This window comes from Streptomyces pseudogriseolus (genome assembly GCA_002154585.1).
Lineage (GTDB): Bacteria > Actinomycetota > Actinomycetes > Streptomycetales > Streptomycetaceae > Streptomyces > Streptomyces pseudogriseolus.
Window position 1 is genome coordinate 29,812 of record MUNG01000129.1, and the last position, 12,947, is coordinate 42,758.

The window sequence follows — 12,947 nt, forward strand, 5'->3', positions numbered from 1 at the left end:
GGAACACCCATGACGGACAAACCAGAGCTGGCCTTCATCGGCCTCGGCAACATGGGCGGCGGCATGGCCCGGCGGCTGCTGGATACCGGCCACCGGCTCACGGTCCACAACCGCACCGCGAGCAAGGCGGCCGCGCTCGTCGCGGCGGGCGCCCGGCTCGCGGACGCACCCGAGCGGGCGGCGGCCGGACACCAGCTGGTCCTGCTCAGCCTCGCGGACGAGAAGGCCGTCGAGGAGGTGCTGTTCGGCCGGGTGGCGCCGGTGCTGCGCCCCGGCACGGTCGTCGTGGACACCTCCACCGTCTCACCCGGCTACGCCCGGGAGGCCGCGGAGCGGCTCGCCGCACAGGGGCTGCGCAGGGTCGAGGCGTGCGTCGTCGGCAACCCGCTCCAGGCCCGCAAGGGCGAACTGCGGGTCTACGTCGCCGGCAACCCCGCCGACCTGTACGAGGCGCGCCCCGTGCTGGAGGCCATCGGCTCCGACGTGGTGCACGTGGGCGCGCCCGGGACGGCCGCCAGCCTGAAACTGATCCTCAACCTGCTGCTCGGCGCGCAGGTCGCGTCGCTGTCCGAGGCCGTCGCCTTCGGCACCGCCGCCGGCCTGGACCGCGAGCAGCTGATCAACGTGGTCTCCGCGAGCGGGTTCAGCTCGATGGTCATGCGGTTTCGCGCTGATCTGATGCTGAAGCAGTCCTACGAGCCGGCGTTCTTCCGGTCGGCCCTGATGGAGAAGGACATACGGCTCGCGGTGGAGGCCGCCGCCGGCGCCGGCACCGCCATGCCGGTGCTGGATCTGGTGCGGGAACGGTTCGCGGCGGTCGTCGCCGCCGGTGACGGCGACAAGGACGCCTCCGTGCTCGTCGAGCACCAGGCGTAACGGAACGCTCGAGGGATCGAAGGGATGTGAGGCCATGAGCCGTACAGGTCAGAGCACACTCCGCGGCACCGATGTCCTCGTGGCGGGCTCGGGGACGACCGGACTGGCGACGGCGGCGTTCCTCGCCGAGCAAGGAGTGGACTGTCTCCTGCTGGGATCGCGGGGGAAGCGGCCCCGGCCGCCGCGCATCCTCGGCATCCACCCCCGTGCGATGGAACTGCTGCGCGCCCTGGGCGTGGAGGAGGCGGTGCGCCGTCTGCCGTCCGCCCGCGCCCTGGCGGGCAACACGGGCATCATCGCCGTCGAGTCCCTCGCCGGCCACGAACTGGGCGCGCTGGACGCCAAGTACGTCGTCGGCCCGGGCGCCGACCTGGGCGCCCTGTCACCCACCACCTGGTGCCTGTGCGACGAGGACGAACTCGAGGAGGTGCTGTACGCACGCGCGGAGCGTCTCGGGGTGCGGATGCTCCCGGAGGCCGAGCTGGTCTCCTTCGACCAGGACGGACGGGGCGACGACGGGATCACCGCCGTGGTGCGGGACCCGGGCGCCGGGGACGAGCACCGGGTCCGTGCCTGTTGTCTGGTCGACGCGGGCGGCACCGGCGGTGAGGTCCGCGGCCGTCTCGGCATCGGCTTCGAACGCCGGACCCTCGGCCACTTCGTCACGGTCCGCTTCACCGCGGACCTCACCGGCGAACTGCGCGGCAGGCGCTTCGTCATGGCGTACGTCTCCAACCCGGACGTCCAGGGGTCCCTGATGCCGCTGGACAACCGCGCCGACTGGGTGCTGCACCTGCGGTACGACCCGGTGACCGAACCCGCGGAGTCGTTCACCCCGGAACGCTGCGCGGACCTCGTCCGCGCGGCGACCGGGGTGCGGGACCTGAGGCCGCGGATCGAGAGCGTCACGGCGTGGGCGGGGGAGGCGGGCGTCGCCGAGCGGTTCCGCGAGGGGCAGGTGTTCCTGGCCGGGGACGCGGCGCACGTCATGCCGCCCAGCGGCGGATTCGACGCCGGCACCGGCGTCATCGACGCCCACAACCTGGCGTGGAAGCTCGTGGCGGTCCTGGACGGCTGGGCCCACCCCGATCTGCTGCACTCCTACGACGAGGAGCGCCGCCCGGTCTGCGCGGCCACCGCCGAGCAAGCGGTCCTGCGGGCCGGCGACCGGGCCAGACTGCACGCCGCGTACCCCGACCCGGAGGACCCCGAGCTGGTCGAGGACCCGCTGGTGTGGCTCTCGAGCCGCTACCGTTCGGCCGCCGTGATGCCCTGGGACGAGGGCACCCTTCCCGGGCACGGCCTGTGGGCGGCGGAGAACGACGGCCGCCCGGGCAGCAGGGCGCCCCACCTCAGGCTCCGCCGCGGCGGTACGGAGATCTCCGTGCACGACCTCTTCGGCCGGTCGATGGTGCTGCTGACCGGTCCCGACAACCGGCCCTGGCAGGAGGCGGCCCGCTCGGTCGCCGCCGAACTGGGCGTCCCCGTCCAGGTGTTCGGCATCGGGTCCGACCTGGAGGACCTCGACGACCGCTGGCCCGAGCTGTACGGCGTCACCGCGCAGGGCGCCGTGCTGGTGCGGCCCGACGGAGTGGTCGCCTGGCGCTGCACCGACGCGCCGATCTTCACCCGGACCGTGCTGCGCGGCATGACCCGGCGGGTGCTCCGGCTGGACCGGACGCCCGCGGAGAGGGGAACGACATGACCGGTACCGCCGGCGAGCCGCTGCGGGTGATCCTCCGGATGGAGATCCACCCCGGGATGGGCGCCGAGTTCGAGCAGGTGTGGCGCTCCGTCGGCGAGAGCATCGCGCGCGAGCCCGCCAACCGGGGCCAGACCCTGGTCAGGTCCACCGAGGAGGAGGGCGTGTACTTCGTCCTCACCGACTGGGCCGACGAACGCTCCTTCCGCGCCTTCGAGGTGAGCGACCGTCACACCGCGCACCGCCGGCGGCTGCGGCCGTACCGCCGGGGCGGGGACATGGCGGTCACCGAGGTCGTGCACCGGCTCGAGCCGGACTCGACCACGCCTCCAACGCGGTGATCGACAGTGGGTCCGGTACCCCCGGACCCCAGCTGGAGACACACCCATGACCAGGACCCCCCGCCTCCCGCGCCGCCGTCTGCTCCTCGGCGCGGGAGGCGTCGCCGTCGCGGCCGGCGCCGGGTGGGGCGCCACCTTCCTGAAGGTCTATCAGGACCGCAGGCGCAGCAATGTGGGAAAGCTGTCCTTCCGTAACGCCGTCCGCATCCCCGCGCTGCTCGACCCGGAGCCGTCCGCCGACGGCCGGCGCCACTACCGGCTCACCCTCGCGCCCGGCAGCAGCGACCTCCTGCCCGGCCGGAGAACCCCGACGTGGGGCGCCAACGGAAGCTACCTCGCCCCGACGCTGCGGGCACGGCGGGGCGACCGCGTCAGCGTCGACGTCCGCAACCGGCTGCCCGAGGACACCACCCTGCACTGGCACGGCATGCTGCTGCCCGCCGTGATGGACGGTGGCCCGCACCAGATGATCGAGGCGGGCGGCACCTGGAACCCGTACTGGACGGTGAGCCAGCCGGCCGCCACCCTCTGGTACCACCCGCACCCGCACGGGGCCACGGCCGCGCACGTCTACCGGGGCGTGGCGGGAATGATCATCCTCGACGACGAGCACTCCGCGCGGGCCTCCCTGCCCTCCGAGTACGGGGTCGACGACGTACCGGTGGTCATCCAGGACAAGAACTTCCACGACGACGGCAGCCTGGACTTCACCGAGGTGAAACTGGCCGAGTCCGTGGCCGGCGCCGACAACCTGGGCGTGCTCGGCGACACCATCCTGGTCAACGGCACCTACGACCCGTACTTCGAGGTCACGACCCGGCGGGTCCGGCTGAGGCTGCTGAACGGCTCGAACGCCCGCGTCTACTGGCTGGGCCTCACCGACGGCCGCACCTTCCACCTCGTCGCCACCGACACCGGTCTGCTCGCCCGGCCGCGCGCCATGGAGCGCCTGCTGCTGGCGCCCGGTGAGCGTGCGGAGATCGTCGTCGAGTTCCGGCCCGGCGACGACGTGGTCCTGCGCAGTTTCGAGCCGGCCCTCGACCTGGGCTTCCCCACCGAGCGGTTCATGGGCGGCGACGACACCTTCGACATCCTCGCCCTGCGCGCCGCCCGGACCCTGAGGGACTCGCCTCCCCTGCCCACCCGTGTCGACGGCGCCCCCGGTCCGGTGGAGGCGCCCGCGGGCGCCACGGTCCGCTCCTTCGACTTCACCGGACTGCAGATCAACGGCCGCACCATGGACATGAACCGCATCGACCAGGTCGTCCCCGCCGGCGCGACCGAGATCTGGGAGATCGAGCGCGGCGACGAGTGGGTGCACGTCTTCCACGTCCACGGCGCCACCTTCCAGGTCCTGGACGTCAACGGACAGGAACCACCGGAGTTCGTCCGCGGTCCCAAGGACACGGTCTATCTCTACGAGTTCGGCACCACCCGGCTCGCCGTCCGCTTCGACGACCACGTCGACGAGGAACGGCCGTACATGTACCACTGCCATGTGCTGCGGCACGAGGACGAGGGCATGATGGGCCAGTTCACCGTCGTCGAGCCCGGCCGCGTGGACCGGGCCCCGCGCACGGTGGCCGCCGGCGGCGGCACGCATCACCACTGAGCGGCCCGCGCACGACGAGGGCCCCGGGGCGGACGCCCCGGGGCCCTTCCGTACACCGTGGGCTCACAGCACCAGCCGGACCCCGTACCGGATCAGCCAGGTGTTCAGCTGCAGCGGCAGCTCCACGTTGGCGCGCCGGGCCCAGCGGTTCAGGCCCTCGGGATCCTCCAGCGTCGCGCGCACCGCGGCCACGTCCAGCAGCGGCAGCACCGGGTTGCCGGGGTCGTCCAGCAGCGCCCGCATCTCGGTCCGCAGAGCCCGCTCGTACCCGGGGTCGAGGGTCACCGGGTAGGGCGTCTTGCGCCGCTCGACGACGCTCTTCGGCAGGACGTGCCGCACCGCGGCACGCAGCAGGCTCTTCTCCCGGCCGTCGAAGTTCTGCAGGTCCCAGGGCAGGTTGTACGCGTACTGCACCAGCCGGTGGTCGCAGTACGGCATGCGCACCTCCAGGCCCACCGCCTTGAACAGCCGCTCGGTGTGCCCGTTCTGGTTCTCCATGAAGTTCGTCAGATGCACCCAGCACAGCTCCCGCATGTGCCGTTCCCGCGCGGACATGCCCGGCAGGTGCGGGGCCTCGGCGACCGACTCACGGTAGCGCTGCGCCGCGTAGTCCAGCGGCGCCAGATCCTTCAGCAGCGACTCGTCGAACAGACCGCAGCCCAGGCCCTTGGCGTCGTCGCGCACCACGCCGCGGGCCACCCACGGAAAGGTGCCCATGTCCGACTCCACCGGGTCCCGGTTCCAGGCCACACCGTGGAACAGCGAGTCGGCGGCCTCACCGGTCAGGACGACCTTGGTGTCCCGCTCGCTCACCGCTCGCGCCAGCAGGTACAGCGAGGTGTTCATGTCCCCGAGCGGCGTCGGGTAGTCCTTGGCACGCAGCACCTGCCAGCGGGCCACCTCGTCGCTCAGCTCCGCCGGATCCACGACGACGCTCGTGTGGTCGGTGCCCAGGTGCCGGACCACGTCCGCCGCGTAGGGGGCGTCGGGGGACTGGCGGGTCTCGGTGGCCCGGAAGTTCTCCTCGTGCCGCGCGAAGTCCACGGTGAAGGTGCGGATGCGCCGCCCCGACCTGCGCAGCTCCCGGTCGGCGAGCCCGACCACACCGCTGGAGTCGAGGCCCCCGGAGAGCAGGGAGCCGACCGGCGCCTCGGTCCGCAGGTTCCGCTCGACGCTCTCCTCCAGGAGCCCGCGCACGGTGTCCACCGTGGTGTCCAGGTCGTCGGTGTGCTCGGCCGCGTCCACCCCCCAGTACCGGGTCCGCCGGATCCCGCCCGCGGACGCCACCAGATGGTGTCCGGCCCGCAGCCGGTGCATTCCCCGGAACGGCGCCACGTGCGGGGTGCCGGAGTAGGTGAAGATCTCCTGCAGCCCTTCCGCGTCCACCTCCGCCCGCACCGACGGATGCGCGAGGACCGCCTTCGCCTCCGAGCCGAAGATCAGACCGGTGGGCGTGGGGTAGTACAGCAGCGGCTCCACCCCGAGCCGGTCGCGCACCAGGAACAGCTCCTCGCGGCGCGCGTCCCACACCACGCCCGCGAAGGTGCCCTCCAGCCGCTGCACACACGCGGCTCCCCACTCCAGGTAGGCGTGCAGCAGGGTCTCGGTGTCCCCGCCGGAGCGGAAGCGGTGGCCGCGCCGGGACAGCGTGGCGCGCAGCTCCGCGTGGTTGAGCAGGGAGCCGCTGTGCGCGGCGACCGCGACCGTCTCGCCGTCGTGTTCCAGGGCGACCGGCTGCCGGCCGCCGCCCTCCAGGTCGAACACCGCGAGCCTGCGGTGGCCCAGGGCGGCGCGCGGGCCCGTCCAGACGCCCTCGCCGTCCGGGCCGCGCAGGGCCATCGTCGCGGCCATGGCAAGGACGGTGCCGCGTTCCCGGGTCAGATCCCGGGACCAGTCCACCCAGCCGGTGATTCCAGACATGTTCGCTCCGTGAGTTGTCGGCCGGCCCGGTCGGGCCGGATGGTGGTCACCGCGCGAGCAGCGCCGTGAGCAGACCGTCGAGAACGGCTTCGGGATCCGGGTGGCCGGCGGGGGAGCGCCAGGCCACCACGCCGTCCGGGCGCACCAGCACCGCCCCCTCGTCGCCCACCCCGTACGCGGGCGCCCAGGCGCCGGCCGGGTCCGCGACCGTGCTCCCGACCCGCACCACTTCCAGCCCCACACCGGCGCGCCGGGCCGTGGACCCGGCGGCCCGGGCCCACGGCTCGGCACCGGCGCCGGCGAGCAGCACGGGCGCACGGCCGAACAGGTCGAGGGACGACACCGGCCGGCCGTCCCGGACGAACTCGACGTGGGGGGCGCGGGTCCCGGGCAGCCCGCGCGGATCGGCGTTCCACACACCGTCCGCCGGCGTGTCCCCCGGGCCCGGCACCACGGCGGAGGAGCGGTACTGCCACCCGAACCACACCTCGGTGTCGGGGTGGATCGCCGGATTCGCCGGCGCGGGCTCCTGATGGGCCAGCCGGGGGCGGTCCTTCGACCTCAGCACCGCCTGTTCGACGGTGGCCGCGCACACCGGCCGCCGCTCCGCGTCGTAGCTGTCGAGCAGTCCCGGACCCGCCTGACCGCCGAGCACCGCCGCCAGCTTCCACGCGAGGTTGTGGACGTCCTGGACGCCGGTGTTGGACCCGAACGCCCCACTGGGCGGCATCACATGGGCGGCGTCCCCCACCAGGAACACCCGGCCCGACGAGAACGCCGTCGCCGTACGCCCCGCCGCCTCCCACGGGATGCTGCCGAGCACCTTCACGTCCAGGTCCGGAACTCCGGCGGCGGCCCGCACCAGCTCCCGGCACCGCTCCTCGTCGTAGGCCGCGGCGTCCTCGGCGGACGGGTCGAACGTCACGTGCAGCAGCCAGCGCCGGGCGTTGTCCAGCGGCATCAGCGCACCGCGCACCGCGTCGTTGAACGTGTAGCACATGATGAACCGCCGCTCGCCCAGCTCCTCGGCGAGATCGGCCTCGAAATGGATGTTGAGGAAGTGCCCCGTCGTGCCGGGCCCCTCGACACCGATGCCGAGCGCCTGCCGCACGGGGCTCGCCGGCCCGTCCGCCGCGACGAGGTAGTCGGCGGTCACCGTGCGCACCGCGCCGGTCTCCCGGTCGCGCAGCCGTGCGGTGACGCCGTCCGCGGTCTGCTCGAACGACTCCAGTTCCGTGAAGTACGCGAACCGCGTGCCGAGTTCCTCCGCGCGACGCCGGATCACCGGTTCGAACTCGTCCTGGTGGCACAGGCACCACCCGGTGGGCGACCACGCGCCCAGATCGGTGCGCACGTCCATGAAGTACTGCTCGTGCAGGGCACCGAGCTGTCGCCCTGCCAGCGACTGGGCGGCCAGCACCCCGGTGTTCCCGGCGAGCGCCCGGGCGGACCCGGTGGCGCGGATCTCCTCCTCCAGGCCGACCGAGCGCATCAGCTCCATGGCGCGCGGATTGATGCCCCGTGCCCGCGGATGCGGCGACATGCCGCGGTGCCGTTCCACGACCAGGGCGGGAACCCCGTGCCAGGCCAGGAACAGGCCGCCGGCCAGACCGGCCAGCCCCGCCCCGGCCACCAGCACGGGAATGTGCTGCTGCTTCTCGGACACGTGCATCCTCCTCCGAACGGACCGTCCGCCCAGAGTGCGCAGCGCGGGTCGGGCCCCGATGGAGGAAGCCTGGACCCGGACCCGCCGACGCTCAGTACCGGTAGTGGTCCGGCTTGTACGGCCCCTCGACGGGCACGCCGATGTAGTCGGCCTGTTCGGGGCGGAGGGCGGTCAGCTTCACCCCGAGGGCGTCGAGATGCAGCCGCGCGACCCTCTCGTCGAGGTGCTTGGGCAGCACGTGCACGCCCGCCGGATACGCTTCGGGCCTGGTGAACAGCTCGATCTGGGCCAGGGTCTGGTCCGCGAAGGAGTTGGACATCACGAACGACGGGTGGCCGGTGGCGTTGCCCAGGTTCAGCAGGCGGCCCTCGGACAGCACGATGATCTTCTTGCCGTCGGGGAACGTCCAGGTGTGGACCTGCGGCTTGATCTCGTCCTTGACGATGCCGGGGACCTTCGCCAGACCGGCCATGTCGATCTCGTTGTCGAAGTGGCCGATGTTGCCGACGATGGCCTGGTGCTTCATCCTGGCCATGTCGGAGGCCATGATGATGTCCTTGTTGCCGGTCGTGGTGACGAAGATGTCGGCCTTGTCGACGACCTCGTCGAGCGTGGTGACCTGGTGGCCGTCCATCGCCGCCTGGAGCGCGCAGATGGGGTCGATCTCCGTGACGATCACGCGGGCGCCCTGGCCGCGCAGCGACTCCGCGCAGCCCTTGCCCACGTCGCCGTAGCCGCAGACCACGGCGGTCTTGCCGCCGATCAGCGTGTCCGTGGCGCGGTTGATGCCGTCCACCAGCGAGTGCCGGCAGCCGTACTTGTTGTCGAACTTCGACTTCGTCACGGCGTCGTTCACGTTGATCGCCGGGAACAGCAGCGTGCCCTCACGCTGCATCTCGTACAGACGGTGCACACCCGTCGTGGTCTCCTCGGTGACACCGAGGATTCCGGTGGCCACGGCGGTCCAGTCGAGCGTGCTCGCCGTCAGCAGGGCGCGCACGCACGCCAGTTCCTCGGTGTCGGCCGGGGGCAGCTCCCCGGCCTTCTGGTACGCGACTCCGTGGTGGACGAGGAGCGTGGCGTCGCCGCCGTCGTCGAGGATCGTGTTCGGGCCCCCGGTGGGGCTGTCCGGCCAGGTCAGCGCCTGCTCGGTGCACCACCAGTACTCCTCGGGCGTCTCGCCCTTCCAGGCGAACACCGGGATGCCGGCGGCGGCGATCGCGGCGGCCGCGTGGTCCTGGGTGGAGTAGATGTTGCAGGACGCCCAGCGGACCCGCGCGCCGAGCGCGACCAGGGTCTCGACGAGGACGGCGGTCTGCACGGTCATGTGCAGGGAGCCGGTGATCCGGGCGCCGGCCAGGGGCTGGGCGTCGGCGTACTCCTCGCGGATCGCCATCAGGCCGGGCATCTCGTGCTCGGCGAGGGTGATCTCCTTGCGGCCGAACTCGGCCAGGGAGAGGTCGGCGACCTCGAAGTCCGTGAAGTCGCTGCGGTCAGTGGGCACTGAGGCTCCCCAGGGTCTGGACGTTGCGGTGGATGTCGAGGGCCGCGGTGGACCGGTTGAGGGTGATGTAGTGCAGCCCGGGGGCCCCTTCGGCCAGGAGCCGTTCGGCCATGGCGGTGGCGTGGTCGACACCGATGCGGTGTCCCGCGGCCGGGTTGTCACGGGCGCGTTCGAGGCGGTGCGCCAGGTCCTCGGGGAAGGCGGCCCCGGACAGTTCGGCGAAGCGGCGGATCTGGCGGACGTCGGTGGCGGGCATGATCTCCGGGATGATCGGGGTGTCGCAGCCCGCGGCCGCCACCCGGTCGCGCAGCCTCAGGTAGTCCTCGACGTGGAAGAACATCTGCGTGATGGCGTAGTCGGCGCCGGCCCTGCACTTGGCGACGAAGTGCCGGATGTCGCTGTCCCAGTCGGGCGAACGCGGGTGGCGCTCCGGGAACGCCGCCACCCCGATGGTGAAGTCGCCGAGCGAGCGCACGAGTTCGACCAGTTCCCGGGCATGGGTGAACCCGTCGGGGTGAGGGACCCAGGGACCGTTGGGGTCGCCGGGCGGGTCGCCGCGCAGGGCGAGCACGTCACGGATGCCGGCGTCGGCGTACCGGCCGACGATGCGGCGCAGTTCGGCCGTGGAGTGGCCGACGGCGGTGAGGTGGGCGACGGGGCGCAGCGTGGTCTCGGCGGCGATGCGCCGGGTGACCGCGACGGTGCGGTCCCGGGAGGAGCCGCCCGCCCCGTAGGTGACGGACACGAAGTCGGGGCGCAGCGCCTCCACGCGGCGGATCGCGTCCCACAGGGTGCGTTCGCCCCGGTCCGTCTTCGGCGGGAAGAACTCGAAGGAGAACGTCGTCATCGCTCGCCTCCCGCGTTGAAGTAGCTCGCCTCGGGGTGGTGGACGACGATGGCGTCCGTGGACTGTTCGGGGTGGAGCTGGAACTCCTCCGAGAGCACCACCCCGATCCGTTCGGGCCACAGCAGCTCCGCGATCTTGCCGCGGTCCCGCAGCTCCGGGCAGGCCGGGTAGCCGAGCGAGTAGCGGCAGCCCTGGTACGCCGTACGGAACATGCCGTCCAGCGAGTCCGGGTCGGCGCCCGAGATGCCGAGCTCGGAACGCACGCGCGCGTGCCAGTACTCGGCGAGGGCCTCGGCGAGCTGGACGGACAGGCCGTGCAGTTCCAGGTAGTCACGGTAGGCGTCGGTGTGGAACAGCTCGGCGGCCGCGTCGCCGATGCGGGAGCCGACGGTGACGACCTGGAGGCCGACGACATCGGTCTCGCCGGACTCCTCCGGGCGGAAGAAGTCGGCCAGGCACAGCCGGCGGCCGTGACTCTGGCGGGGGAAGGTGAAGCGGGTGCGCTCGGCGCCGTGCTCGTCGAGGATGATCAGGTCGTCGTCCTTGGAGACGCAGGGGAAGTAGCCGTGGACCACGGCCGCCTCCAGAAGGCCTTCGGTGTGCAGCTGGTCCAGCAGACCGCGCAGCCTGGGCCGCCCCTCCGTCTCGACGAGTTCCTTGGTCAGGCCCCACTGGCCGCGGAACAGTGCGGTCTCGTCGAGCCAGCCGGCGTACTCCTTGAGCTGGATGCCCTTGACGACGCGGGTGCCCCAGAAGGGCGGGGCGGGGACGGGGTTGTCGGTGGCGACGTCCGAACGCACAGGGCCGTTCTCGGCTCGCGGGCCGGGGGCCGGACGGGGCGTCGGACGCGGGCGGACGCGCCGCTGTTTCAGCTCCGGCAGCGTCGCGCCGGGAACGCCGCGCTTGATTCCGATGAGGGCGTCCATCAGCCGCAGGCCCTCGAACGCGTCGCGCGCGTAGCGGACCTCGCCCTGGTAGATCTCGTGCAGGTCCTGCTCGACGTAGGCGCGGGTCAGGGCGGCGCCGCCGAGGATGACGGGGTAGTCGGCGGCCAGGCCCCGCTGGTTGAGCTCCTCCAGGTTCTCCTTCATGATCACCGTGGACTTCACCAGCAGACCCGACATGCCGATCACGTCGGCCTTGTGCTCGTCCGCGGCCTCCAGGATCGCCGACACCGGCTGCTTGATCCCGAGGTTGACCACGTTGTAGCCGTTGTTCGACAGGATGATGTCGACCAGGTTCTTGCCGATGTCGTGCACGTCCCCGCGCACCGTGGCCAGCACGATCGTGCCCTTGCCGGCCTCGTCGGTCTTCTCCATGTGCGGCTCGAGATGAGCCACCGCCGTCTTCATCACCTCGGCGGACTGGAGCACGAACGGCAGCTGCATCTGCCCCGACCCGAACAGCTCACCGACCACCTTCATGCCGTCCAGCAAGGTGTCGTTGACGATGTCCAACGCCTTCCGGGACTGGAGCGCCTCGTCGAGGTCGGCCTCCAGGCCGTTCTTCTCGCCGTCGATGATGCGCCGCTTCAGCCGCTCGTCCAGCGGCAGCGCCGCCAGCTCCTCGGCCTTGCCCGCCTTCAGCGACTTCGCCGTCGCCCCCTCGAACAGCTGCATAAGCTTCTGCAGCGGGTCGTAACCCTCACGGCGCCGGTCGTAGATCAGATCGAGAGCGGTGCTGACCTCCTCCTCGCTGAACCGGGCGATCGGGAGGATCTTGCTGGCGTGCACGATCGCCGAGTCCAGACCCGCCTTCACACACTCGTCCAGGAACACGCTGTTGAGCAGGATGCGCGCGGCCGGGTTCAGACCGAAGGAGATGTTCGACAGACCCAGCGTGGTCTGCACCTCCGGGTGGCGGCGCTTGAGCTCACGGATGCCCTCGATCGTGGCGATGCCGTCCCTGCGGGACTCCTCCTGACCGGTGCAGATCGTGAACGTCAGACAGTCCACGAGGATGTCCTCCTCACGGATGCCCCAGTTCCCCGTCAGATCCTCGATCAGCCGCTCGGCGATCTCGACCTTCTTCTCCGCCGTCCGCGCCTGCCCCTCCTCGTCGATCGTCAGCGCGATCAACGCCGCACCGTGCTCCCGCGCCAGCTCCGTCACCCGCGCGAAACGCGACTCCGGACCGTCACCGTCCTCGTAGTTCACCGAGTTGATCACCGCGCGGCCGCCCAGCATCTCCAGACCCGCCCGGATCACCTCCACCTCGGTGGAGTCCAGCACCACCGGCAGCGTCGAGGCGGTCGCGAACCGCCCCGCCAGCTCCCGCATGTCCGCCACACCGTCACGGCCCACATAGTCCACGCACAGGTCCAGCATGTGCGCGCCCTCACGGATCTGCTCGCGCGCCATCTCCACACAGTCGTCCCAGCGGCCCTCCAGCATGGCCTCACGGAACTTCTTCGACCCGTTGGCGTTCGTGCGCTCACCGATCGCCAGATACGAGGTGTCCTGCCGGAACGGCACCGACT

At 71.8% G+C, this 12,947-nt stretch carries 9 protein-coding genes; 4 read left to right on the plus strand and 5 right to left on the minus strand.

Annotated elements, in window-relative coordinates; all coding sequences use genetic code 11:
* The first annotated feature begins 9 nt into the window (after nt 1-9).
* The 4 genes from CCN29_RS13290 to CCN29_RS13305 are packed head-to-tail and all read left to right on the plus strand — an operon-like array spanning nt 10 to nt 4,531.
* Nucleotides 10-876 carry an NAD(P)-dependent oxidoreductase gene (locus tag CCN29_RS13290; RefSeq protein ID WP_086681955.1) on the plus strand — a complete coding sequence of 289 codons (867 nt, stop codon included), beginning with the start codon at nt 10-12 and terminating at the stop codon, nt 874-876.
* A 34-nt stretch (nt 877-910) separates the two neighbouring features.
* Nucleotides 911-2,581 carry an FAD-dependent monooxygenase gene (locus CCN29_RS13295; protein ID WP_078886661.1) on the plus strand — a complete coding sequence of 557 codons (1,671 nt, stop codon included), beginning with the start codon at nt 911-913 and terminating at the stop codon, nt 2,579-2,581.
* Entirely contained in the window at nt 2,578-2,919 is a 342-nt protein-coding gene (locus CCN29_RS13300; RefSeq protein WP_006130539.1) for an antibiotic biosynthesis monooxygenase family protein, read from the plus strand. Before CCN29_RS13295 ends, CCN29_RS13300 begins: the two co-directional genes overlap by 4 nt.
* Before the next feature lie 46 nt (nt 2,920-2,965).
* Nucleotides 2,966-4,531: a multicopper oxidase family protein gene (locus CCN29_RS13305; RefSeq protein ID WP_031059775.1), complete on the plus strand. Its 1,566-nt coding sequence runs from the start codon at nt 2,966-2,968 to the stop codon at nt 4,529-4,531.
* 63 nt (nt 4,532-4,594) lie between these two features.
* Here the strand turns inward: CCN29_RS13305 and asnB are convergent, their stop codons facing one another.
* The 5 genes from asnB to CCN29_RS13330 form a co-directional block, all read right to left on the minus strand.
* On the minus strand, nt 4,595-6,451 hold the full coding sequence (asnB, locus tag CCN29_RS13310) for an asparagine synthase (glutamine-hydrolyzing) (RefSeq protein WP_006130537.1): 1,857 nt from the start codon (nt 6,449-6,451) through the stop codon (nt 4,595-4,597).
* Between the two features lie 46 nt (nt 6,452-6,497).
* Complete coding sequence (locus tag CCN29_RS13315) at nt 6,498-8,123, minus strand: FAD-dependent monooxygenase (protein WP_006130536.1); 1,626 nt, start codon at nt 8,121-8,123, stop codon at nt 6,498-6,500.
* Nucleotides 8,124-8,208: 85 nt separating this feature from the next.
* The gene (ahcY, locus tag CCN29_RS13320; protein ID WP_086681957.1) at nt 8,209-9,621 is read right to left on the minus strand and encodes an adenosylhomocysteinase; all 1,413 of its coding nucleotides are present in this window, start codon (nt 9,619-9,621) and stop codon (nt 8,209-8,211) included.
* On the minus strand, nt 9,611-10,468 hold the full coding sequence (gene metF, locus CCN29_RS13325) for a methylenetetrahydrofolate reductase [NAD(P)H] (RefSeq protein ID WP_031024789.1): 858 nt from the start codon (nt 10,466-10,468) through the stop codon (nt 9,611-9,613). The genes ahcY and metF overlap by 11 nt, the downstream gene beginning before the upstream one ends.
* Nucleotides 10,465-12,947 (minus strand): methionine synthase (locus CCN29_RS13330; RefSeq protein WP_086681966.1); only part of this gene is annotated, 2,483 nt, incomplete at its 5' end. The genes CCN29_RS13330 and metF, both read right to left, overlap by 4 nt.